Origin of the sequence: Streptococcus sp. BS35b, from assembly GCF_000286475.1 — a bacterium.
GTDB classification, from domain to species: Bacteria; Bacillota; Bacilli; order Lactobacillales; family Streptococcaceae; genus Streptococcus; species Streptococcus oralis_W.
The window spans coordinates 1-24,698 of the sequence record NZ_ALKH01000009.1; the positions used below are offsets into that span (position 1 = coordinate 1).

Here is a 24,698-nt window from a genome sequence, read left to right on the forward strand (position 1 = left end):
AGTTTGAGTTCTCACTCATTTCTGTCACTGACAGATTTATTGTTTTTTCATTGTTCAGTACTATAACCTTAGTTATAGTGCCCTGCACATTGGTTCGTCTTGTTCAGTTTTCAAAGGTCTTTGTCACTCATTCTCTCGAGCGACAACTATATTAGTATATCACAGCTACCTGCCTCTGTCAACAGATTTTTTAAACTTTTTTCAAGTTTTTTTAACCGCAATACACCATAGTCCGTACGGGATTCGAACCCGTGTTACCGCCGTGAAAAGGCGGTGTCTTAACCCCTTGACCAACGGACCTGAGCTTTTCAACTCTTTCTATTATACCTACTTTTTTACCTTTGTCAAGGACTTTTTTCCTCTTTACCGAAATTCTGAAAAGATTAGGGAAAGAGCCAGTTAAACTGACTCCTTCTATTTATCTTTCCAATTTGTCGCACGTTCCTCTCCCCACCAGTAAGGAATCAACTCGGCAACCTTAATTGTTTTTCTTGTTTCGTAGTCCATCATGAACTCTGCTTCTTTGTTTTCAGCATTCAATTCTAAGAGAAATTCTCTGCAAGCGCCACAGGGCATACCTGATCCTTCGCCGTAGGGAGGTTTATCTCGAAAGGCGAGGATTTTCTTAACTTTGGTTTGTCCTGAAAATTGATACATATTGAAGAGAGCCGCTCGTTCTGCACAGAGATGAAAAACGCCACAAGTGCCCTCCATACAAAATCCTGTGAAGATCTGACCATCTTCTGCTTCTACTGCAGCAACAACATGGTTAGCATAAACAAAGTCAGAAACTTCATGAGGATTGTATAAGGCTCGTGCTTCTTCATACATTTTTTCCCATGTATCCATCGGAAGTCCTTTTTATTTAGAAATCTCTTTCAGTATGTTTTCAATATGCTGGATTGACTTTTCACGTCCGAGTAAGAAAATGGTGTCTGGTAATTCTGGTCCATGCATTTCACCTGAAACGGCAATACGAATCGGCATGAAGAGGTTTTTCCCTTTGATACCTGTTTCTTTTTGAACTGCTTTGATTTGTGGGAAGATGTTTTCTGTCACAAATTCCTCATCTGTCATGGCTTCTAGTTTCGCTTTGAAGGCTTCTAGAACAACAGGAACGGTTTCTCCTGCCATGACCTCGCGCTCAGCATCTGTCAGCTCTGGGAAGTCTGAGAAGAAAAGGTCTGTCAATGGAACGATTTCATCTACTGACTTCATTTGTGGTTTGTAGAGTTCTACCATTTTTTCAGACTTGTCAGTCAAACGCCCTGCTTCTTCTAGGAATGGTTTTGCCATTTCAAAGATGGTTGCTAAGTCAGCTCTCTTGATGTAGTCGTTGCTCATCCAGTCTAGTTTCTTCTGATCAAAGGCAGCTGGTGACTTGCTGAGACGATTTTCATCAAAGAGTTTAATCAATTCCTCACGAGAGAAAATTTCATCTTCGCCACCTGGATTCCAACCAAGAAGGGCGATAAAGTTAAAGACTGCTTCTGGAAGATAGCCTTTCTTACGGTAGTCTTCAATAAATTGAAGGGTATTGGTGTCACGTTTAGACAATTTTTTACCCGTTTCAGAGTTGATAATCAAAGTCATGTGACCAAACTCAGGTGCATCCCAACCAAGAGCCTCATAAACCATGAGCTGTTTTGGTGTGTTGGCAATGTGGTCATCACCACGGATAACATGGGAAATCTGCATGTCGTGGTCATCGATGACAACGGCAAAGTTGTAAGTTGGGTAACCATCTTTCTTTTGGATAACCCAGTCGCCACCGATGTTGCCACCTTCAAACTCGATATCACCTTTGACCATATCATGCCATTTGTAGATACCAGACTCATTGACAGCCAAACGAACAGTTGGGATGATACCAGCTGCTTCACGTTCTGCGATGTAAGCTGCTTTTTCTTCTTCGCTCATGCCAAGATATTCATTGATGTAACGTGGTGTTTCGCCAGCTGCTTCTTGGCGTTCGCGCTCAGCTGCCAACTCTTCTTCTGTAACGTAAGATTTGTAGGCTTTTCCTTCGGCTAGCAATTGGTCGATGTATTTTTGATAGAGTTCCAAACGCTCTGATTGGCGATAATTTTCATGAGTTTCTGGGCTTTCATCCCAATCCATACCCAACCAGCGAAGATTTTCAAGCTGTGAGCGTTCCCCGTCCTCAACGTGACGTTTACGGTCAGTATCTTCGATACGAATGATAAAAGTTCCACCATGATGGCGTGCGTAAAGGTAGTTAAACAATGCTGTACGGGCATTTCCGATGTGTAGTAGTCCTGTTGGACTTGGTGCGTAGCGTACGCGGATATCTTTTGACATAGTTTCTCCTATAAAGTCTCTAGGCGTCTGCCTTTTTGCTTTCTATATTATATCACAAGTCTCGCCTGAGTCCAATGTCTACGAATAAAGAGAGTAAAAAGAGTGGGCAAGCCACTCTTTTCTTCTATTATAGACGTGCGTTAAGCTCTTTGCTCAATTTTTCAAATCCTGGTTTTCCAAGAAGGGCAAACATGTTACGTTTGTAGGCTTCAACACCTGGTTGGTCAAATGGGTTGATGGCATTCAAGTAACCTGAAAGGGCAATTGCCAATTCGAAGAAGTAGATAGTGTAACCAAGAGTGAAGGCATCTTGCTCAGGAAGAGTTACGTACATGTTTGGTACATCACCGTCTGTGTGGGCAAGAAGAACACCGTCAGTCGCTTTTTTGTTTACAAAGTCAACGTCTTTCCCTTGAAGGTAACCAAGTCCGTCAAGGTCTTCTTCCAAAGTAGGAATGATCACGTTCTTACGTGGTTTGTCAACACGGACAACTGTTTCAAACATGATGCGGGTTCCTTCTTGGATAAATTGACCCAATGAGTGCAAGTCAGTTGAGAAGTTTGCTGAAGTTGGGTAAATACCTTTTTGGTCTTTCCCTTCTGTTCAGGCACCCCTTGTGGATGCATCTGCTGGAAATTCCCTTGCACTGACTGGCTAGTTTGATTGACTTGCCAATCAACCACTGCGTCATCTATTTTTTCTAATTTAGACCCAGAAGCCTGGACTTTTGGTCCAGGCTCTGAATCAATTTTTTAGACTTTTATTTTTCTAAATTGCTTGATTTGAAATTTTATTATGGTTAAGCAGTTTCAAAAATCTGAATAGTAGAACCTTTCTCAATTACTACCGCTTTCTCTGCTACAACATGGAGTGTACCAGGAAGGCTCCCCTCTTTTGAACCATCAAAAGAAATCGTGATATGTCCCAGTCCAGTTAAATTTTTTTCTACTACATTTCCTACGGAACTAATCGAATATTCCTGATTATCTACCACCAGCTTGCCACCTTCTAGTATTGAACCTAGCAGATTTTTGTTATCAATCTTAAAACAATACTCTGATAAATCTTCTGGTGCTTCTTCTCCAAATAAAATGAGCATATTGGCATCTTGAATCATATTCTGAGCTTCAGACCCTACTTGAATTACTTTAGTTTCAAAAATTTTCTTCATCTGATTTCTATTCATACTTTCTCTAATTTGTCATAAACTTAGGCTTATAGATAAGTTTAACATAATAGTTCTCTGTTTTCAGGCATCTATCAAAGGTCTACTGATAAAGACCAATACTAGCTATCCAAGCAACTAGCACTCGCGGAACACCATTGAGAAAGCGTGAATAAAGTACCGAAGGGACACCAACCTCAACTGTTTCAGCCTTGGCTTCAGATAGGCCGAGTGCTACAGGAATGAAATCACAACCGTTTTGAGTGTTGATAGCAAATAAAGCTGGCAGAGCCATTTGGGGCGGAATAGTCCCTTTTCCGATTTCGACTCCAATTAAAGTTCCAATAATCTGACTAATAACAGCTCCGGGACCTAACAAAGGAGATAGGAATGGTAAGGAACAGATAAAGCCAATTAAAACGAGTCCCCAGATGTTCCCCGCTAGGGGAACCATTAATTTTGCCAGCCAATTTCCAACACCGGATCCTTGAATAACCCCAATCAGCAAGGAAACAAAGGCCATGAAAGGAATTATTGTATTGAGCATTGTTTGGATGGCTTCACGAGCAGCCTGGTTGAAAGTTGCAACGACCTTACCAGCCCCCATCCCAATTCGTGCTACAATACTTGTTTCAGCTTTTTGCTCTGTAATTTTTTTACTAGTATCGTAAGTTGGCTTTTCAGTTACCACAGTTGTCGCTTTTTCGTCTTCATTAGCAGCAGAAATTTGATTAAGGCCAACTGCTGACACATAGATTTCCTCGGTTATATATTGAGCTAGAGGCCCACTTTTCCCTGTAGCGACAATATTTATTGTAGGGATTCCCTTTTTAGGATAAATACCACAGCGAAGAGTACCGCCACAATCCACGATTGCTAAAGCAATTTCCTCATCTGGGATAGAAGTTTTAAACCCATTAACAGCTTCCATACCGGTCAAATCAGCAATTTTATCCACAATATCTGGCTTTTCTCCTCCGCCAGTGATATAGATGAATTTATGCTTAGCTTCACTAGGTGTAATGACCAAAGGTCCTCCGAAACCGCCATTTCCTTTAACAACTTTTATACTCTTATATGACATAATTTCACTCTTTCTATAAATCAAATGTTTTACTCAAGGTAACACCTTGCTGTTTTGCTACATAAGCAGTTGTAAAATCGGTCACCCAACCGCCTACAAAGTTCATGACAAGCCCAACAAGCATGTAACGAATGGCTAAGTCCATTTGACTTAAACCTAAAGTTTGAATTCCTGTTGCAATTCCCATCCATACAAACAATTCCCCAGGATTGATATGCGGAAATACACCATTTGAAGTATGGCAGAACTGCATCTGAGCTGCTACAAAACTAGGTTTATAATATTCTGGTAAGAAACGTCCCATACTGATTGCCATCGGATTCCCCAGCATAAAGGCTGAAATGAAAGGTAAAATCATATACCGGCTAACAGGATTTTTGGCAGAAATCTTAGCCAGGGAATTGACCTTCTCTTCTCCCAAGAAAGCGATAAGGGTATTCATTGCAATCAATAGCATTAAGACAAGCGGTACAATATTTGTCATCCAGCTAATAAAGGTTTCTCCACCTAATTGGAAGAGTTTCATAAAACTCTCTGCAAAATTTGTAATGTGATTCATAAGGAACTCCCTTTCTTATTTTTTTTAAATAACTGTTTAATAGATAATTGTAAGTAATTCGCATAAAAGCCGAATCCCAGAAAAGAATCAGATGAACTTGTCTCTTTCTCAATACCTGCCTCATGCCAAAGATAGACTTTTCTAGCATCTTCTATGGCTGATTGCATCAACTTATTTTCTTTTCTCACAAGAGGATTATACTTGTCAAAATAATGGATGTCTTCTCCAACATAATCGTCCATATTTTGAAAACGTGCTAAGATTGTGACTCCTTGCATTTTGCTAGCTTTAAGAACCCGACCGTTTTCATCAACCGCGAACATGACAATCGTACCGGATTTGATTCTTCCGGACTTCCTGCCAATCGCTACGCGCCCCAGTCTTCGGAGCATCGTATAGGTCTTATTGAAGTCTTTGAGTTGCTGCCAGCCGAGGAACATTTGAAATATATAAGCTGCCATGACAAATACAGCGAAAATTATTAGCGAATTCATTAAAATACTCCTTTGCTCTTAGAAAATGATAGAAACTCTGTCTCTGTTTCTACAGCCCTCAAAGCTTCTTTTAGAGAAGGCTCTCCTGCAATTCGAAAAATGTCGTCATACAATTCCAGCAATTCACTCTCCATTTTGCTTTCAATTTCTGAGGGAATGGCGACTAGAATGATAAATTCAATCCAATCATCTCCTTTTTGATAAGGCTCTTCTAGCTTTCCAAACATTAAAATAGTCTTTGCATAACCCTGGTTAATTGTATGGGGGAAGGCAATTCCTCCACCAAAAATGGTTGATTGTTTTTTCTCCCTATCAATTATCCGATTTCTAAAACCTTCATCAATCATCTGAAGTTTCTCTAACTCTGCAACCATATTTAGCAAGTATTGCTGATAGGTTTTTTGGGGACTCAACCGAAGAAAACGTAAGCTGACTGTTTCTAGATTTTTTTGATGAAAAGCATTGGCCCTCTGCCATTCTTCCCGCAGCCATTGATCATCAAAAAGATGATTAACTTGAATGACTGGAGATTTAGAATCTTTATATTTTAGAGGAACTGTCGTAAAAATCGCGAAATAGTCCTGATTCAAATCCAGATTAAAATCCTCTTCAGAATACTGAGTAATGTCTACATCATTTCCAAGGATTCGTCTGAGTTGCTGAATAATCATCGCAGCAGTTCCTCTTCCTGTTGTGCAAACTACTGCTATCTGCTTGCGAGAACCATTTACAACAGAGTTTTGCTTTCTTAAAATCATTTCAAAATACAAAGCCAGATATCCGATTTCAGATAATTCCAATTCAGAACCAAAAATTGCAGACAGTTCTTCTCCAGCAATTTTCGCCATTTCAAAAGCAAAAGGATATTGAGTTTGAACCTCGCCATGGAATATATCATTAGCTTGCACATGGAAAATCAGTCGATTGATTAAGGGGCCTAGATGAGACTTGATTTCTTCAAATAATTCTTCATCATCAAAGTTAACCAACATTGTTTCTTTGACTTTCTTGACAATCCCTTGAAAAATGTTTGCAAGCTGTTCAGATTGATAAGACGGCTTGCTTAAAGTGTCAATAAAACGGATATTAAACGGAAAACACAAAAAGTCTATTTCAAACTGACTGAGGGAAATCTTATAAGTCATCTCAATATGATAGATTAATTTTTCAACCAAAGGTGTCTCTGTTAAATCATTCCTATAGTAAGGAATAGGGCAACTCAACACCCTAGATGCATAAATACGCTCCACCATAATTGAAATTGTCTTTCGAAGGAGTTCCTTTGTTTCTTTCGGGATTTTATACTCCTGGAGTAGCGTCTCCAGAAAAGAAGATGTTGCCTCGGTGAGTGTCTTTCCTTCAAAGTAAGGGGCCACTTGGTGAATATAGAGCAAGCGCAAATTCAGCTCGGACCCCAAGACCTCCAGCCCACGGTTGGGCTTTCCTGAAATAGTGATAGAGTAACTCTCTGCCAAAGATTTTACTTGTTTTAAATCCTTATTAAGGGTACTTCTACTAACACCTGCCTCCTCAGCCAAGTCGTCAATAAGAAGAGGGGAGGTTGACTTAATTAAACGTTTTAGTAAATAGGCAATTCTTTTACTGGAAGAATTGAAGTCACTCTCCCGTTTTAAACTACCAGATAAAATCCTTTCCAACTCAGTATAGTCATACACCTCTAACATTAACTTATCATCTTGTGAGATAATCTGGATACTCGGAGCCAAAACATCATTTAATTGTTGGATACTCTTTTGCAAGGTTTGCATACTAATATCCAGCTCTGAGCGCATATCTACCAAGGAATAAGTTGGCTGTGAGACCATTTTTTCTAAAATGTTATACCATCGATTTACTATGGTCAACTCTCTTCCTCACCTTCATTTTTTTAACCGCGAGTTTTCCCCCCGGCAATATTTGTAGTGACTCCAGTTATATAGCTAGAACGGTCTGAAATATAGAATGCTACAAGGTCAGCTACTTCCCGTAGTTTACCACTTCGTCCCAAAGGAGTTGTTGAAGTTGAAGCATAACCAGCTCGAATATCTTCTACCGTCTTTCCACGGGTATAAGCAAGAGCTTCCTCATAAGAAAGAGTTCGAAGTCCCGTAGCTTCCATAATTCCTGGAGCAATTCCAACCACACGTACACCATGCTTACCCAGCTCTTTTGCCCATGAACGAGTGTAACTATAGACTGCTGCTTTTGTGGCAGCATAGGCACTTTGTCCTTCAGAACCTTCCAAGCCTGCTTCTGAAGCCATGTTCACAATTACACCTTTTCCATTTTTCACTAAAATACGTCCCACTGCCTGACTAACCAGATACAAACCTTTTTGATTAATCATCGTTACTTTTTCGAACGTCTCATCGTCCAATTCGTAAGGACCTTTAGGATTTTCTGCATCGATTAATAATCTAGGGATATTAATCCCTGCATTATTGACCACTGCATCAATATTGCCAAATCTTTCAACTATTTTGGCAACACCCTCTTCTACTTCAGAGCGAGAAGTTACATCAACTTTTACAAATAATAGATTTGGATGACGCAAATCGTTGTCGCTAAGATCGAAATTCGCTACATTGACACCTAATTCCAGCAATTCTTCAACGATTGCCTTACCGATCCCAGATGACGCGCCAGTCACAAGAACTGTTTTGCCTTTTATGTTTAACCAATCATTCATTTTGATACCTCTCAAATTTTATTTACAAGGCAATTATACAGCGCTTTCATAAAAGAATTAAGACACTCTTTTTTATACTGTTCAAAAAAATAATAAACTAATTATGAGGCTTGTACTAAAAAATCCACAAGAAATGAACTTGTGGATCTCTTTTTATACTCTAAATGAACTCAAGGCATATAAGAATCAAAGGCGTGCATTCAGCTCAGCACCCAGCTCTTCAAAGCCTGGTTTTCCAAGAAGGGCAAACATGTTTTTCTTATAAGCCTCAACTCCAGGCTGGTCAAATGGATTGATACCATTCAGGTAGCCAGAAAGAGCAATAGCCAACTCAAAGAAGTAAATAGTGTAGCCCAAAGTGAACTCATCTTGCTCAGGCAGTGTCACAAACATATTTGGAACTCCACCATCAGTGTGTGCTAACAGCACTCCATCTGTAGCTTTTTTATTGACAAAGTCAACATCTTTTCCTTGCAAGTAGCCAAGACCGTCCAAGTCTTCTGCCAATTCAGGAATCAGCACATTTTTGCGAGGTTTATCTACACGTACAACTGTTTCAAAGAGGATACGGGTACCTTCCTGGATAAATTGTCCCAGAGAGTGCAAGTCTGTTGAGAAGTTGGCTGAAGTTGGGTAAATCCCTTTTTGGTCTTTCCCTTCTGACTCACCAGCCAGTTGCTTCCACCACTCAGAGAAGTATTGTAGAGATGGTTCATAGTTAGCTAGAACTTCTGTCAGATAACCTTTACGGTACAAGATATTGCGTACAACTGCATATTGATATGCTTCATTTTCAGCCAACTTATCAGAAGCATAAGCCTTGCGAGCAGCATTTGCTCCTTCCATTAACTTGCTGATATCAGCCCCTGCAGCTGCGATTGGCAAGAGTCCCACTGCTGTCAATACTGTAAAACGACCACCTACACTATCAGGCACTACAAAAGTATCCCAGCCATTAGCATCTGCTTCAACCTTAACTGCACCTTTAGCGCGGTCTGTAGTTGCATAAATCCGTTTATTTGCTTCTTCCTGACCATACTTCTTAACCAAGAGTTCTTTGAAGACACGGAAAGCAATAGCCGGTTCAGTTGTTGTACCTGATTTAGAAATCACGTTTACTGAGAAATCTTTGTCTGATACATAGTCTACCAAATCAGCCAAATAGCTTGAAGAGATAGAGTTTCCAGCATAGAGGATCTGAGGTGCCTTGCGTTCTTCCTTTCTTTGCAAGTTTACAAATGAATTATTCAAGAAATCAATAGCTGCACGAGCTCCTAAATAGGAACCACCAATACCGATTACGATCAATACCTCACTATCAGATTGGATTTTAGCAGCAGCCTTTTGAATACGAGCAAATTCATCTTTGTCATATTCTTCAGGTAAGTTCAACCAGCCAGTCATTTCTGCCCCAGGACCTGTACCATTTCGCAGAGCAGAATCTGCTGCAGTCACTTGAGGCTGCATATAATCTAGTTCATGTGGTGCAACAAATTTATCTAATACTTTTGAATAATCAAATTTAATATGTGACATAATATTCCTCCAAAATTTCTTCTCTTCTATCATAACCCTTACCTTCGATTTTTTCAAGTTTTTATACTGAATTTTTCCAAATTTTATCATAATTTAAACATTTGCGTAAAAAATGTTACAATATTAAAATTTGAACGAAATAAGACAAAAAAACGACTAGGTTTCCAGTCGTTATAATTCATTCAATAAATACTCAAATAATTCTAAGTTGCCATCTTCTTCATTGACCAAGAATTCTGGATGCCACTGGAGACCAATAATACGGTGCTCATCAATAGATTCGATTGCTTCAACAGTTTGATCACGTGGATCCACAGCCGTCACGCGGAAATTGGGTGCCAAGTCTTTAATACTCTGACGATGTACTGAGTTAACCTGACTTTCTTTACCAAATAATTTAGACACTACACTGCCATCCACTGTCTCAATAGAATGTGAAGTCCCAAAAGGTAGACCTTGCCAATGACCTTCAATATCCTGATTGAGTGTCCCACCAAAAGCAACGTTGACAAGCTGAACGCCACGGCAAATGGCTAAGATTGGTTTGTTCTGACGCAAAGCTTCTTGTAGAAGAGCTAGCTCAAACTCGTCGCGTACAAGGTTGTAATCATCGCTCTCAATGGTCTTTTTCTCTCCATAAAACTGAGGATGGACGTTTTGCCCACCTGTCAAGATGAGTTTGTCAATCATTTCTACATAATCGCGAACAATGGACTCATCCCCTACAGGAATTACTAAAGGAAGACCACCGACTTGACGAATGCTCTCTGCAAATTTACAGGATACAGATGAGTGAATGTTTTTCCCTTCTGCATCTACAGGACATAGATTCGCAGCAACTCCTACAACCGTTCTAGCCATGATGTGTCTCCTTTCGATTTTCTTGCGACAGTCTTATCTTATCACTCCACCCCTTTCCTGTCTAATATGTTTTTTTAAAGACCGTGATAAGTATTTTTTATGGACAAGAAAAAGCTGCCCAACGAGGACAACTTCTTTCTTATTCGAAGACAAATTGATTGTGATAGAGTTCTGAGTAGAAGCCACCGAGTTTGAGCAACTCGTGATGATTTCCACGTTCAATAACCTCTCCATCTTTGAGGACAATAATCTGATCGGCATTGAGGATGGTCTTGAGACGATGGGCAATGACAAAACTGGTTCGTCCTGCTACAACTGCCTCCATGGCATGTTGAATCTTGCTTTCTGTTACGGTATCCACATTGGAAGTCGCTTCATCTAAAATTAGGACTTGAGGATCTGTCATCAAGGTCCGAGCGATGGAAATCAATTGTTTCTGCCCAGTCGAGAAGATATTTTGCTCATCATCAATAAGGGTATCATACTTATCAGGCAAGCTTTCGATATAGTCATGAATATGAGTTGCCTTGGCAGCTGCTTCGACCATTTCCTGACTGGCATCTGGCACACCAAAGCGGATATTGTCTCGGATCGTTCCACTAAACAAGACCGAATCCTGCAAGACAATCCCGACCTTGCTCCGCAGACTGTCCAAGTCGTAGTCACGGATGTCTTTGCCATCAAAGCAAATGCTGCCTGCATCCACATCGTAGAAACGATTGATGAGGTTCATGATGGTCGTTTTCCCTGAGCCAGTCGGGCCAACAACTGCTATCATCTGCCCCTTAGGAGCTGAAATGCTAACATCTTTTAAAATCGGCTTATCTGGCACATAAGAGAAATCAATATGACTGATTTTAACACCTTCTCGCAATTCCGTAAAGGCAGGCGCATTTTGCGGACGAATCTCTTCTTCTGCATCGAACATTTCTTGGATACGATCCGCTCCAGTAAAGGCCAACTGGAGACTCCCCCAACTCGCAGCCACCTGGATAATTGGCTGGTAGTACTGCTGAGAAAATTGGGTAAACATGACAATCAAACCTAGGGCTGTTGTTGTTTCGATACTTGGATCGTTCAGCAGGACCGCAGAACCTGCAAAAATAACGATGGCCGTATTGACCAAGCTCATCCCATTCATAACAGGAAATAGGATGCCTGAGAACATTCTCCCTTTAAAGGTTGCCTTGCGCACGCGCTCATTTTGCTCCACAAAGCCTGCTACGATGTCATCTTGAATTCCTTGTACGATAACAGCTTTCTGTCCAGAAATACTCTCGTCCATGTAGGCGTTGAGTTTCCCAACCTCTTTTTGCTGGAGATTGGTGTACTTGCGGGCCATTTTCACGATGAAAACCAACATGAGAAAGGCCACTGGAGTGCTGGCTACTGTTATCAGGGCTAGCGTCACATTTCTTGAAAACATGACAAAAATCAAACCGATGTAAAGAGCAATATTGCTCATAACCTGAACTAGGCTTTCATTGAAGGCTTGAAGGATGTTATCCAAGTCACTCGTGAAGCGAGAAAGGATGTCGCCATCCTGATGGCGGTCAAAGAAAGAAACCGTCAAACGAGAAAGTTTGCCAAAGAGACCCTTACGCATCTCATTTGTTGACTCAGCAATCACACGGGTCATAAAGGTCATGTAAATCAAACTGGATACTACTAAGGCGAGAACAACCAGAGCTAGATTCAGCATCAGAGCTGATAAACTCTGCCAGGCTAGTTCGGAAGTCCCATTTTGATAAGCTAGAACTAGGTTAGCGAGCTCCGTCACTGCTTGGCCTGAAAAAACTGGAAAGAGGGCTTGGGCAATCGTCGCCACCGCAACCATCAGAATCACAATGACAAAGGAGAACTTGTAAACTTTAAAATAATTCCAGAAAAATCGAACTGTTTTCATTTTATTCCTCCTTTCCCTTTTGTGTTTCGTATATTTCGCGGTAGACGGCATTGTTAGCTACCAAGTCTGTATGCCGTCCTTCTCCAATCAAACGCCCTTGATCCAAAACCAAAATCTTGTCTGCATGGACGACTGAACTGATCTTTTGAGCGATGATAATGGTTGTCGTCCCTTTCAGGTCTTTATTCAAAGCTTCCTGCACGAGTCTTTCTGACTTGGCATCCAAGGCCGAAGTCGAATCGTCAAAAATCAGGATACGGGGATTGCTGACAATCCCACGGGCAATGGACATCCGTTGCTTTTGTCCACCAGAAAAGTTGGTTCCACGTTCTTCGACCTGACTCTCAAATTTGTTTTCCATGCGTCCGATAAATTCACTGGCTTGGGCAATCCGTGCTGCACGTTCCATTTCTGACACGCTGGCATTGCCTTTCCCTTGACGAAGATTATCTGCAATGGTCCCGCTAAAGAGAATAGCACGTTGCAAGACGATGGAAACTGTTTTACGCAAGGTTCCCTCGCTGACGTCTCGAATATCCTTGCCACCAATCTTGATAGATCCCTCCTGTGGGTCAAAAAGTCGTGGAATTAACTGAGCTAGAGTGGACTTCCCTGCTCCAGTAGCCCCAACCACACCAACCATCTGACCAGGCGCAATTTCAAAGGTTACATTCTTCAGCATAGGCTCATCGTCATTGGGATAGGTGAAGGTTACATTTTCAAAAGAGAGACTTCCTTCTAACTCTTCGTCTGGGAGATCTTTAAAGGTCATCGCTGGCTCGGTATTTAGAATCTCGCGGATACGACGCAAGGAAATCATGGCACGACTGACAGAATTTCCTAAAAATCCAACCATGATAATGGTAAAGATAATCTGGCTGAGATAGTTGATAAAGGAAGCAATAGAGCCCACAACAGATGGATCTGACTGAGCCATGTCTGCCACTAACCAGATAGAGAGGAAGACCGCTCCATAGCCGACTAGCATCATAACGGGTTCTATAACTGAGAAGGCATAACCGATATAAAGATTTTGGCCGAGAAGTTCATCAGAAACCTCGGTAAATTTGTCAAATTGTGCTTTTTCCTGCACAAAGGATTTAACCACGCGCACACCACGTAGATTTTCCTTAGCGATAGCATTGATCCGTTCAAGAAGGGTTTGAAACTTAGCAAATCGTGGCCCCATCATCCCCATCATGATGGCTGTTAGTGCAAAGATTAGGAGCACCATGAGGACAATCACCCACCAAAGTGACGGAAGAGTGTGAACCGCCAAGATAAAGGAACCAATAAAAAGAAGAGGGAGACGGAAGAGGATTTGAAAAGCCATCATCACCACGTTCTGAATTTGGTTGATATCATTGGTCATTCGGACGACAAGATTACCCGCATTAAACTGCTCAATATTGGCATAAGAAAAAGTCTGGATCTTGCGAAAAGCGTCTTCACGAAGGTCCGAAGACACTCCTTGAGCAATATAGGCTGCAAGTGTTACATTGACCCCACCTGCAACCAGACCGACTAGGGCTACTCCTATCAGCCAAGCGCCAATACTATAAATAGCCTCATTTTGACCAGCCAACAAAGCCTCTAACACCTCTTGCAAATAGCGCGGTTGCAAGAGCGAACTCGCAACCATCAAACCTGTCATCATTAAGGATGCCAAGGCCTGCCATTTATAGGTTTTTATTTTTTTAATGAGCATATTTCCTCCTAATAAAATAGATAAAGGGAGCGACATCCTGCGTCAGCTCCTTCTCATTCGTTCATATTGATGCTATTCTAGCAAAAAAGAGACATCTTGTCAAAGAAGTCTCCTTATTATAAATTAGTGCGCTCTCATCTACAGGTGATGCATGAAAAGGCTTTTTATGGTAAAATGAAAGGAAGAACTCTTACAAGGAGGAAAAGATGAAGAAACAAACCATCGCTGTCTTGGGTCCTGGTTCTTGGGGAACTGCCCTTTCGCAGGTCCTAAACGACAATGGACACGAGGTTCGAATTTGGGGAAATATTTCTGACCAAATTGATGAAATCAATAACCAACATACAAACAAACGCTACTTCAAAGATATCCTACTCGACGAAAAGATCAAAGCCTATCATGACTTGGAAGAAACACTAAAGGATGTGGATGCTGTTTTATTTGTAGTCCCAACAAAAGTAACGAGACTGGTTGCCCAACAAGTAGCAAAGGTGCTCGATCACAAGGTTGTCATCATGCATGCCTCCAAAGGATTGGAACCAGATAGCCACAAACGCCTCTCAACCATTCTTGAAGAGGAAATTCCAGCTGACCTTCGTAGTGAAGTCGTCGTTGTTTCAGGACCTAGCCACGCTGAGGAAACTATTGTGCGGGATATTACCTTGATCACTGCAGCCTCCAAAGACCTTGAAACGGCCCAGTACGTCCAAAATCTCTTTAGCAACCACTACTTCCGCCTCTATACCAATACGGATGTTATCGGGGTTGAAACCGCTGGTGCTCTCAAAAACATCATCGCAGTTGGCGCTGGAGCACTACATGGTCTAGGATTTGGCGACAATGCCAAGGCGGCTATCATTGCCCGTGGCTTGGCTGAAATCACCCGTCTAGGGGTCGCTCTTGGAGCTAATCCTCTGACTTATAGCGGCCTTTCTGGAGTAGGAGATTTGATCGTAACTGGGACATCTGTCCACTCTCGTAACTGGAGGGCCGGTGATGCTCTCGGTCGTGGAGAATCCCTCGCAGACATCGAAGCAAACATGGGTATGGTCATCGAAGGCATTTCAACAACTCGAGCAGCTTACGAACTGGCTCAGGAATTGGGTGTCTACATGCCAATCACACAGGCTATTTACCGAGTTATCTATGAAGGTGTCAATATCAAAGAAGCAATCACTGACATCATGAGCAATGAATTTAAAGCAGAAAACGAATGGTCATAGACCTTTATAGAAAGGAACATCATGAAACAAAAAGTCAGAAAAGCAGTCATCCCTGCCGCTGGATTGGGAACTCGTTTCCTCCCAGCAACTAAGGCCTTGGCCAAGGAAATGTTGCCAATCGTAGACAAGCCAACTATCCAGTTTATCGTTGAAGAAGCCCTCAAGTCTGGAATCGAAGATATCTTGGTTGTTACTGGTAAGTCAAAACGTTCTATCGAGGATCACTTCGACTCAAACTTCGAATTGGAATACAACCTCAAAGAAAAAGGGAAAACAGATCTTTTGAAGCTAGTTGATGAAACAACTGGCATGCGTCTGCATTTTATCCGCCAAACTCATCCACGCGGTCTCGGAGATGCTGTTTTGCAAGCCAAGGCTTTCGTCGGAAATGAACCTTTTGTCGTGATGCTTGGAGATGACTTGATGGATATCACTAATGAAAAGGCTGTTCCGCTCACCAAACAACTCATGGATGACTATGAACGTACCCACGCGTCTACTATCGCTGTCATGCCAGTCCCTCACGATGAAGTATCTGCCTATGGAGTTATTGATCCACAAGGCGAAGGAAAAGATGGTCTTTACAGCGTTGAAACCTTCGTTGAAAAACCAGCGCCAGAGGATGCTCCTAGCGACCTTGCTATCATTGGGCGCTACCTCCTCACTCCTGAAATTTTCCAAATCCTCGAAAACCAAGCTCCAGGTGCGGGAAATGAAATTCAGCTGACAGATGCAATCGATACTCTCAATAAAACACAACGTGTATTTGCTCGTGAGTTCAAAGGGGCTCGTTACGATGTCGGGGACAAGTTTGGCTTTATGAAAACCTCCATTGACTACGCTCTTAAACACCCACAAGTCAAAGACGACTTGAAAGACTATCTCATTCAACTCGGAAAAGAGTTAGCTGAAGGGGAATAGAAGAAAAACAAAGCTCTTAAATAAGGGCTTTGTTTTTTGTTGAAGCTTGCAATAAAAAAGCCATCTTTGCAGATGACTTATTAGCAACCGAATCGGTGCTCATTTAACTATTCCCTCTACACATAGCTCATTCCCTTATAGCAAAGGAAAATGGCTAGTGCGATAAAAAGTACAGTTGCTCCGATTCGCTGGCTAGTACTGTACATCCTTCTCTCCCATTTGACTGGAAAAATAACTGCTAGAAAGGCACCGCCTACTGCACCTCCGATATGCCCAGCTAGGCTGATTCCTGGAATCAGAATACTTCCAATGATATTGATCACGAAAAGCGTCAGGTAGGATTGTCCTAACTGCTGGATATAGGGGCTGCGAGTCGCATAGCGCAAAACGATAATCGCAGCAAATAATCCATAGAGAGAAGTGGAGGCACCTGCTGCTAGGACTTTCGGTGTGAAAGCAAAAACAAAGAGATTGCCCATCATTCCTGATAAGAGATAAAGAAGGAAAAATTGCTTAGAGCCGAAAATCTCCTCCACCTGTTGTCCAAGAAAGTAGAGTGAAATCATATTGACAATGAAATGCTCCCATCCAATGTGCACAAATATAGCCGAAAATAGGCGCCAAATCTGCTCTGGGAACAGGCGAATGATCGGTCCATACATAGCTCCAAACTGAAACAGAGTTTTGGCTTGATCAAAGTTGATACCCGTAGTAATCAGCATCAGTAGAAATACAAAGCCAGTCACTAGGAGGAAGAAACTAGTCACAGGATAACGTTTATCAAAGATTTCCTTCATCTATTAGCACCTCCTGGACGGGAATATCATGGTTTTCCGAGTTGAACTCCTGAACTTGACAAGGATAGATTGTACTCATGGTATGCCCAGCAAAATGTTCTAGATAGCGGTCGTAGTATCCTCCACCATATCCGATCCGATAGCCCTCTGTTGTAAAAGCCAAGCCCGGAACATGAATTAAATCAATCTGAGACGGATCCACAACTTCTAGGTCTCCTTTCGGTTCCAGTAAACCAAAGGAAGTTTTTACCAACTGCTGCGGATGATAGACCACAAACTCCATGCGCCCCTTGGGATAGGTTTTGGGTATCAAAACCTTCTTGCCGTCCTTCAGCGCCTGCTCAATCAGTTCCTGCGTTTGAAACTCATGCGGAAAGGAGAGGTAGAATGCGACGACCTTGGCTTCTTGGTAAAAGGGATGCTTTAAAAATCGCTCAGTTAAAGCTCGATCCATAGCCTGTTTTTGTTCCTGAGATAGAGTCTTCATTTCTTGCAAGACTTGCTTGCGTAGTTCTGCTTTCATAGACAACTCCTCTACTCTGCTGCCTTCTTTTTCAAGAAACTAGAGACCGCATCTACCCCAATGGCTAAGGCTTCTTCCTTAGGACTCATCTGAGGGTGATGAAGGGCGTAGGGACTGTCGATACCTAGCCAGAACATAACGCCATCTACCTTCGAAAGGAGATAGCCAAAGTCCTCACCAGTCATAGCCGGCTCGATATCAATCAACTCGATTCCGTCTTTCTCTTCAAAAAAGTCCATCAGTTCACGCGCCAAGGCTGGATTGTTCTCAACAGGTAGGTAGCCTCCTTGCTTAAGTTCTACTTCGACTTCCATATCAAAGGCTGCCGCAACCCCTTCTGCGACTGTCTTGACTCTTTTTTGTACCAAGAGGCTCATGTCCTGAGTCAAGGCCCGAATGGTTCCGTGTAAAAAGGCCGTGTCTGTAATGACATTGTTGGTTGTTCCAGCTTGGAAAAGGCCAAAGGTCACCACCGCTCCCTCGATGGGATTAACATTGCGGCTGACAACTGACTGTACTTGAGTTACAAAGTAACTAGCAGCCACCAAGGCGTCATTGGCTTCATGCGGAAAAGCTGCATGTCCCCCTTTTCCTTTAAAACGAATCTTCACCTCACAAGTTCCTGCAAAGAGCGTATGGGTATTGGTCGCAATCTGTCCAACCTTCAGATCTGGACGGACATGGAGGCCATAAAATTGGTCTGGTAACCAGTCCCCAAAAGCACCGTCCTCATACATGAGCATACCACCAGCTTCATTTTCTTCAGCAGGCTGAAATAGGAAGAGCAAATTATTCTTGGGTTGCTCCTCAAGGGCGCGCTCAAGACAGCCCAAGGCAATGGTCATATGAAAATCATGACCACAAGCATGCATGCGACCTTGGTGCTGAGAAGCAAAAGGTAGACCTGTTTGTTCGACGATAGGCAGGCCATCAATATCTGTTCGCCAACCAATGGTTCGTTCCGGCTGATTTCCCTGCAAATAAACCAAAATACCTGTCCGCCAAGTACGAACTTGGACAAAATCCTTGCCCGCAGTCAATTTCTCAATCACATCCATCAAATAAGCATGAGTCTTGAACTCCTCCAAGCCAATCTCTGGAATCTGGTGTAAATCTCGTCTAGTCTGAATCAAATCTAACATCTATCTGTCCTCCTATATAGCAGAAAGAGGCTGGAAAAAGGGTTCCGCCTCTTTTTTACTTTTACAATTACAAGGTACGAAGCGCATCCTCTAGCGCTGTTTTTTGTTGGGTTTGGGCATCAATTTCTTTGATGATACGAGCCGGAACACCTGCTACAACCACATTTTCTGGGACATCTTGGGTAACGATAGCTCCTGCAGCGACAACTGAACCACTGCCGATTTGAACTCCTTCAATAACCACTGCATTGGCACCGATAAGAACATTGTCTCCGACACGGACTGGTTCAGCGCTAGCTGGCTCAATCACACCCGCCAAAACTGCACCTGCACCAACGTGACTGTTTTTTCCAACGATAGCACGGCCACCAAGGATAGCACCCATGTCAATCATAGTTCCAGCACCGATTTCAGCACCGATATTGATAACAGCTCCCATCATGATAACAGCATTGGCACCAATTTCAACCTGGTCACGGATAATAGCACCTGGCTCGATACGAGCGTTGATATCACGTTTATCTAGTAAAGGAACTGCAGAATTACGAGCATCTTGCTCGACAACATAGTCTTGATTTTCTACCAAACCTTCAAGAAGCGGAGCAACGTCCTTCCAGTCTCCGAATAAAACATTTCCTAGTTTGACAACAGAGCTAGGCACAGCAGTTGCGAGTTGCCCTTCAAAGGTTACTTTGACACTGGTTTTCTTTTCAGCATTGGCGATAAATTGGATAATTTCTTGAGCGTTCATTTTTGTAGCAGTCATAGGCGCCTCCTGGTTCGTTATAATGATACCTATTCTACCAAAAAAGGCTTCAAATTTGAAGCCTCAACTATCAAATAAGCATCTTTACTGGGCTTGTTTTGCTTCTTCTACAGATAAGAAAATCATCGGAATGATAATCAACACCATAGCCAAGGCCAAAAAACCATCCATGACCAATCCCAGAAAAAGAACACTTAATATTGCTGAAGAAAGCGGTTCGCTGGCACTTACCACCGATACAACCAACGGGGAAACGAGAGAGACAGCCTTCATAGATAGGAAGAAGGCAAAAGCGGTGCCAAACACGGCAATCATCAGACAAATCAGCACGCTTACCAGATCCATTTGAAAGCTTATCTGATAGATAGGGTAAAGGAAATTACTAAAGAGCCCTGCCAGAATCATCCCCCAACCAACAGTAGGGACAAATCCATAGTGGCGGGCAAATCGTTGGGGAAGGATGACATTAAACATGACCCCTACCGCACTGAGCAAACCAGTCACTAGAGCCAAGGGCGTCATGGATAACTGGGACAAGTCCCCTTTTGTGGCCATCAAAAAAACACCTAGCATGGCAATCAAAACATAGAGAATCGCTGTAATCGAAGCCTTTTTCTGGTAGACAATGCGATTGTAAAACAGGATAAAAACTGGGCTGATAAATTGCAAAATGGTCGCCGTCGTCGCATTGGAATACTCAACGCAGAGATAGAAGAAAAACTGCACAGAAAAAATACCTAGAATAGCATAGGCTAAAAAAGGTAGATAATTTTTCTTATCACGCCAGATGTCCAATAATCGAGTGCGCAACTGAAAGGCCGATAAGCCTAAAACCAAACTCCCCGCTACCAGTAAACGCATAGAAGTAATCCATCCAGAAGACACTGGATAATGAGTGAAAAAATACTCTCCTAAAATCCCACAGATCCCCCAGATAAGACCCGAGAACAGTGAATAAAAGGTTCCCTTCAAAATCTTCTTTTGATACTTATTCATTCCCTTATTGTAACACGAAACCAACAAAGAAAAAAGTAGCAACAAGGTCAAAATTAAGATAACCGTGCTGCTACTCTATCTTAACGATTAAATAGACGTGAACGTCCTGAAGAGCCACTCTGAGTATTTCCACTCGAACTTGTTGTTCCCGAACCGCTACTTGAGCTTGGAGGAGTTACTGCAGGAATGCTTCCTAGAATATTCTTCCAAGCATTCTGATAATCTGCATCGCTTCCTCCAATAGCGAAGCGGTAGGCGGTTACTGGCGCCCCTTCTTTAGTAGCCCAGTAACTTGTTACGGTAGAACCGGAAACGTTAACTTCTTTGCCATTAATTGAAACCTTGCCCGGCTTCTCCCCTGTCGACTTGAGAACTTGTGACTTGGTCACACTTGAGTCAAGATTAAAGCGCTCATTCCCCCAAATGCCAGGTTTTGCTTGTTGAATAGCATTAACCAAGTGGGCCATATAGTTGGCATTGCGGTAGTGGCCCGCCCCTTTGGCTAGCGGGCGGTTGTCATCGTGACCTAGCCAGCCACCCAAGGTCAAGCGAGGCGTAGAAAGCATAAGCCACATATTTTCATCTTCATTGGTTGTACCAGTTTTTCCAATCCAGTCGGCGCTAGCGAGGCTTGGATTGATGGTAGCCAAGTCTGTCTGGAAACTTGAGGTAATCCGAGATGAAATAACATCGCGAAGCAAACTTTGCATGATGGTCGCTGTCGCTTTTGAGTAAACTTGGACAGGTTTATCCTTGTGCTCGTATACCACTCGACCATCTGTTGACTCGATCTTCGCGATCATATGTTTCTTATGGTAAACTCCGTTGTTGGCCAGAGTCTGATATCCGTTAGTATGCTGAGCAACTGTAACGTCAATTCCTCCGCCCATCGGTAAACTCTCAATACCATATTCTGGGATTTCGTAACCCATTTTTTCCATATACCCTTTGACATCAACCCCCTTCTCTCGAAGTGTACGATAAGTCCAGTAGGCTGGAATATTCCATGAGTAGTTGAGGGCCTCCCCTAACGTCATCATCCCTGTACCAGGACTATTGACATACATGATAGGATTGCCGTTTGAAAAGTTGGTCGGATAGTTTGATAAGATACTTGCACTTCCCATCAGACCTTGGTCAATAGCAATACTGTAAGCCAATATCGGCTTAGTAGTTGAGGCAGGGGAACGTTTTGTATCGATAGCATGGTTATTCTGATTTTTTTGATAATTGCGACCACCGACAAATCCAAGAATAGCTCCTGTTTGGTTGTCCATGAGGACATTCCCCACCTCAGGCTGTCCTGTCGAATCATCTAGCAGATAGCCGTAGGTTGCCACCGCATTTTGCATCGCAGCATGAACATTTTTATTAATAGTCGTCGTGATCTTATATCCACCATTTTCAATTTCCTTAGTCGCTAAATCACGATAAGCTTTCTGGATGGATTCATTCTTTTGCTCTTGTACAGAGACATTATCTCTCTGAATCAGGTAGTCATACATCCGATCAGTAGCTTCTGCCAAGGTTGCAAAGTAGAGATAGTCACGCGAAGTACCACTGACACTACCAGATGGCAAGAAATCTTTCTTAAAGTCATAATCTTTGTACTTATCGTAATCTTCCTGACTTAGAGCCCCTGTCCGGTACATATTATAGAGAACATCTCTAGCCCGTTTGACCCCCAGAGCCAAATCCTCCTCGCTCTTCATACTACCGTCAGATTCATAAGGGGAGTAACTAATTGGGCTCTGTGGTAATCCTGCGATAAAGGCTGCTTGAGGGACCGTTAGATCCGAAGCCTTAACCCCAAAGATCCCTTCTGCAGCCTGCTGGGCACCTGCAATATTCTGACCTTTGTGATTGCGACCAAACGGAGCTATGTTGAGGTAGGTTGTTAAAATCTCATCCTTGCCCATAGCCCGCTCTAAAGCTAGAGCATCAATGATTTCTTTAGCCTTACGAGCTAGAGTGGGAGCATCCCCCACCACTTGCTGCTTGATGACCTGCTGGGTCAAGGTCGAACCACCACTAGACGAACCTAGACCGACAAAGGTTCCCAAGGTCGCACGAATAACGGCCTTAGGCACAACTCCCTTGTGCTCATTGAAATGCTCGTCCTCTGTCGCAACAATAGCTTTCTTAAGATTGTCTGAGATAGCATCTGAAGCGACTGAAGTGCGCAACAAATCACCCTCGATCGAGGCAATGGTACTGCCGTCAGAATAAGTGATTTCTGAGATAGAGGCAATATCCTTCACTTGCTTGACCAACTCTTCTGCTTGAGGGACTTGAGCCTTGTCAAATAGAGCGACTCCATAACCCATAGCCACACCAGCGCCAAACAGTCCACCGATAAAACCTAAGATAAAGAGAGTATTAAAGACTATTTTAAACCCACTCAAAACCTTAGCAAAAATAGACCCTGCTCTTCTAACTTTGTCAGAAGAGGTCCCCTTTTTACTGGTTTTCTTATTAGCTAGTTTTTCTGCTAGTCTTTTCTTCCATTTTGCAATTCGTTGCATTAGCTGCTGGAAAAAACGCAGCATTTTTGTTTTTAATTCATTAATTCTTTCTTTCATGAATGTCCTCGCTTTCTCTATTATACCATAAAAGGGAAACTTTCAATAAAATAGCCACTTTCTTCCCTATTCCACTAGGCTATTGTCCGAGTTTGTGATACAATAGGTAGAAACAATATTTTATAAAGGAGAAAAGACACATGCACATTTTTGATGAGCTAAAAGAGCGTGGTTTGATTTTTCAAACGACTGATGAAGAAGCTTTGCGTAAAGCCCTAGAAGAAGGTCAAGTTTCTTATTATACTGGCTACGATCCAACTGCTGACAGCCTTCACCTAGGTCACCTTGTCGCAATCTTGACAAGTCGTCGTTTGCAACTAGCAGGTCACAAACCTTATGCGCTCGTTGGCGGTGCTACAGGTCTCATCGGAGATCCGTCCTTCAAAGATGCTGAGCGTAGTCTCCAAACAAAAGACACAGTAGAGGGCTGGGTCAAGTCTATCCAAGGACAACTTTCTCGTTTTCTTGACTTTGAAAATGGGGAAAATAAAGCTGTCATGGTCAACAACTACGACTGGTTTGGCAGCATCAGCTTCATTGACTTCCTCCGTGATGTCGGAAAATACTTCACTGTCAACTACATGATGAGCAAGGAGTCTGTGAAGAAACGGATTGAAACAGGGATTTCTTACACTGAGTTTGCCTACCAAATCATGCAAGGGTATGACTTCTACGTCCTTAACCAAGAGCACAACGTAACGCTACAAATCGGTGGTTCTGACCAGTGGGGAAATATGACCGCAGGTACCGAATTGCTTCGTCGTAAGGCTGACAAGACTGGTCACGTTATTACTGTTCCACTCATCACAGACGCAACTGGTAAGAAATTTGGTAAATCTGAAGGAAACGCTGTTTGGCTCAACCCTGAAAAGACTTCTCCATACGAAATGTACCAATTCTGGATGAACGTCATGGACGCTGACGCTGTTCGCTTCTTGAAGATCTTTACCTTCTTGTCACTGGATGAGATTGAAGACATCCGTAAACAGTTTGAAGCGGCTCCACACGAACGCTTGGCTCAGAAAGTCTTGGCTCGTGAAGTCGTTACACTTGTTCACGGCGAAGAAGCCTATAAGGAAGCCCTCAACATCACCGAGCAACTCTTTGCTGGAAACATCAAAAATCTTTCTGTTAAAGAACTCAAACAAGGACTTCGTGGCGTGCCAAACTACCAAGTACAAGCAGACGAAAACCATAATATCGTGGAACTCCTCGTGTCATCTGGTGTGGTGAACTCAAAACGCCAGGCCCGTGAAGATGTTCAAAATGGAGCCATCTACGTCAACGGCGACCGTATCCAAGACCTTGACTATGTCTTGAGTGATGCAGATAAGTTAGAAAATGAACTAACTGTTATCCGCCGCGGTAAGAAAAAATACTTCGTCCTTACATACTAAGAGAGCAGACTGGAGGCATTTGCCAT

At 42.6% G+C, this 24,698-nt stretch carries 21 protein-coding genes, 1 tRNA gene and 1 pseudogene; 3 read left to right on the plus strand and 20 right to left on the minus strand.

The annotated features are described in order from the left end of the window. Positions 1 to 228 precede the first annotated feature (228 nt). The 14 genes and pseudogenes from HMPREF1149_RS08125 to HMPREF1149_RS08190 all read right to left on the minus strand — a co-directional run bounded on the left by HMPREF1149_RS08125 (position 229) and on the right by HMPREF1149_RS08190 (position 14,325). A tRNA-Glu gene (locus HMPREF1149_RS08125) sits at positions 229 to 300 on the minus strand. Positions 301 to 414: 114 nt separating this feature from the next. Continuing rightward, complete coding sequence (locus tag HMPREF1149_RS08130) at positions 415 to 849, minus strand: cytidine deaminase family protein (protein ID WP_000382000.1); 435 nt, start codon at positions 847 to 849, stop codon at positions 415 to 417. Between the two features lie 12 nt (positions 850 to 861). After that, positions 862 to 2,322, minus strand: coding sequence for a glutamate--tRNA ligase (gltX, locus tag HMPREF1149_RS08135; RefSeq protein ID WP_000031062.1), 1,461 nt, complete (start codon positions 2,320 to 2,322; stop codon positions 862 to 864). Positions 2,323 to 2,449: 127 nt separating this feature from the next. Beyond that, a pseudogene (pgi, locus tag HMPREF1149_RS08140) lies at positions 2,450 to 2,926 on the minus strand (glucose-6-phosphate isomerase); the annotation flags it as partial. A gap of 196 nt (positions 2,927 to 3,122) precedes the next feature. Further along, the gene (locus HMPREF1149_RS08145) at positions 3,123 to 3,494 is read right to left on the minus strand and encodes a PTS glucitol/sorbitol transporter subunit IIA (RefSeq protein ID WP_025170452.1); all 372 of its coding nucleotides are present in this window, start codon (positions 3,492 to 3,494) and stop codon (positions 3,123 to 3,125) included. Positions 3,495 to 3,591: 97 nt separating this feature from the next. After that, positions 3,592 to 4,572, minus strand: coding sequence for a PTS glucitol/sorbitol transporter subunit IIB (gene srlE / locus HMPREF1149_RS08150; RefSeq protein WP_000120696.1), 981 nt, complete (start codon positions 4,570 to 4,572; stop codon positions 3,592 to 3,594). A 13-nt stretch (positions 4,573 to 4,585) separates the two neighbouring features. Continuing rightward, positions 4,586 to 5,131 carry a PTS glucitol/sorbitol transporter subunit IIC gene (gene srlA / locus HMPREF1149_RS08155; protein ID WP_001015684.1) on the minus strand — a complete coding sequence of 182 codons (546 nt, stop codon included), beginning with the start codon at positions 5,129 to 5,131 and terminating at the stop codon, positions 4,586 to 4,588. Beyond that, complete coding sequence (locus tag HMPREF1149_RS0102135; RefSeq protein ID WP_001086645.1) at positions 5,128 to 5,625, minus strand: transcriptional regulator GutM; 498 nt, start codon at positions 5,623 to 5,625, stop codon at positions 5,128 to 5,130. Before HMPREF1149_RS0102135 ends, srlA begins: the two co-directional genes overlap by 4 nt. Beyond that, on the minus strand, positions 5,625 to 7,490 hold the full coding sequence (locus HMPREF1149_RS08160) for a BglG family transcription antiterminator (RefSeq protein ID WP_025170453.1): 1,866 nt from the start codon (positions 7,488 to 7,490) through the stop codon (positions 5,625 to 5,627). The genes HMPREF1149_RS0102135 and HMPREF1149_RS08160 overlap by 1 nt, the downstream gene beginning before the upstream one ends. A gap of 23 nt (positions 7,491 to 7,513) precedes the next feature. After that, positions 7,514 to 8,314 (minus strand): SDR family oxidoreductase, encoded by an 801-nt coding sequence (locus tag HMPREF1149_RS08165; protein ID WP_001000837.1) that lies wholly within the window; start codon positions 8,312 to 8,314, stop codon positions 7,514 to 7,516. Positions 8,315 to 8,500: 186 nt separating this feature from the next. Continuing rightward, positions 8,501 to 9,850 (minus strand): glucose-6-phosphate isomerase, encoded by a 1,350-nt coding sequence (locus HMPREF1149_RS08170; protein ID WP_000018238.1) that lies wholly within the window; start codon positions 9,848 to 9,850, stop codon positions 8,501 to 8,503. Between the two features lie 171 nt (positions 9,851 to 10,021). Further along, positions 10,022 to 10,711, minus strand: a complete 690-nt coding sequence (locus HMPREF1149_RS08180) for a gamma-glutamyl-gamma-aminobutyrate hydrolase family protein (protein ID WP_000124764.1) — start codon at positions 10,709 to 10,711, stop codon at positions 10,022 to 10,024. 139 nt (positions 10,712 to 10,850) lie between these two features. Then, the gene (locus HMPREF1149_RS08185) at positions 10,851 to 12,617 is read right to left on the minus strand and encodes an ABC transporter ATP-binding protein (RefSeq protein WP_000859989.1); all 1,767 of its coding nucleotides are present in this window, start codon (positions 12,615 to 12,617) and stop codon (positions 10,851 to 10,853) included. Between the two features lies 1 nt (position 12,618). Continuing rightward, complete coding sequence (locus HMPREF1149_RS08190; RefSeq protein WP_000905729.1) at positions 12,619 to 14,325, minus strand: ABC transporter ATP-binding protein; 1,707 nt, start codon at positions 14,323 to 14,325, stop codon at positions 12,619 to 12,621. Between the two features lie 206 nt (positions 14,326 to 14,531). Here HMPREF1149_RS08190 and HMPREF1149_RS08195 point away from each other — a divergent pair, with 206 nt between their 5' ends. Further along, entirely contained in the window at positions 14,532 to 15,548 is a 1,017-nt protein-coding gene (locus HMPREF1149_RS08195; protein WP_000745027.1) for an NAD(P)H-dependent glycerol-3-phosphate dehydrogenase, read from the plus strand. Between the two features lie 21 nt (positions 15,549 to 15,569). Further along, positions 15,570 to 16,469: a UTP--glucose-1-phosphate uridylyltransferase GalU gene (galU, locus tag HMPREF1149_RS08200; RefSeq protein WP_000811033.1), complete on the plus strand. Its 900-nt coding sequence runs from the start codon at positions 15,570 to 15,572 to the stop codon at positions 16,467 to 16,469. 116 nt (positions 16,470 to 16,585) lie between these two features. Here galU and HMPREF1149_RS08205 read toward each other — a convergent pair whose 3' ends face one another. From HMPREF1149_RS08205 to pbp1b, 6 genes are all read right to left on the minus strand, one after another. Then, complete coding sequence (locus tag HMPREF1149_RS08205) at positions 16,586 to 17,266, minus strand: rhomboid family intramembrane serine protease (RefSeq protein ID WP_000658479.1); 681 nt, start codon at positions 17,264 to 17,266, stop codon at positions 16,586 to 16,588. After that, positions 17,250 to 17,789 carry a 5-formyltetrahydrofolate cyclo-ligase gene (locus HMPREF1149_RS08210; RefSeq protein ID WP_000642767.1) on the minus strand — a complete coding sequence of 180 codons (540 nt, stop codon included), beginning with the start codon at positions 17,787 to 17,789 and terminating at the stop codon, positions 17,250 to 17,252. The genes HMPREF1149_RS08205 and HMPREF1149_RS08210 overlap by 17 nt, the downstream gene beginning before the upstream one ends. A gap of 11 nt (positions 17,790 to 17,800) precedes the next feature. Next, positions 17,801 to 18,931: an N-acetyldiaminopimelate deacetylase gene (locus HMPREF1149_RS08215; protein WP_000885089.1), complete on the minus strand. Its 1,131-nt coding sequence runs from the start codon at positions 18,929 to 18,931 to the stop codon at positions 17,801 to 17,803. Positions 18,932 to 18,998: 67 nt separating this feature from the next. After that, the gene (gene dapD, locus HMPREF1149_RS08220) at positions 18,999 to 19,697 is read right to left on the minus strand and encodes a 2,3,4,5-tetrahydropyridine-2,6-dicarboxylate N-acetyltransferase (protein ID WP_000127476.1); all 699 of its coding nucleotides are present in this window, start codon (positions 19,695 to 19,697) and stop codon (positions 18,999 to 19,001) included. Positions 19,698 to 19,781: 84 nt separating this feature from the next. Continuing rightward, positions 19,782 to 20,693 (minus strand): DMT family transporter, encoded by a 912-nt coding sequence (locus HMPREF1149_RS08225; protein ID WP_001046353.1) that lies wholly within the window; start codon positions 20,691 to 20,693, stop codon positions 19,782 to 19,784. An 80-nt stretch (positions 20,694 to 20,773) separates the two neighbouring features. Beyond that, positions 20,774 to 23,275 carry a penicillin-binding protein PBP1B gene (gene pbp1b / locus HMPREF1149_RS08230; RefSeq protein ID WP_000664446.1) on the minus strand — a complete coding sequence of 834 codons (2,502 nt, stop codon included), beginning with the start codon at positions 23,273 to 23,275 and terminating at the stop codon, positions 20,774 to 20,776. 140 nt (positions 23,276 to 23,415) lie between these two features. Here pbp1b and tyrS point away from each other — a divergent pair, with 140 nt between their 5' ends. After that, positions 23,416 to 24,672, plus strand: coding sequence for a tyrosine--tRNA ligase (gene tyrS, locus HMPREF1149_RS08235; RefSeq protein ID WP_000546907.1), 1,257 nt, complete (start codon positions 23,416 to 23,418; stop codon positions 24,670 to 24,672). The last annotated feature ends 26 nt before the right edge of the window (positions 24,673 to 24,698 follow it).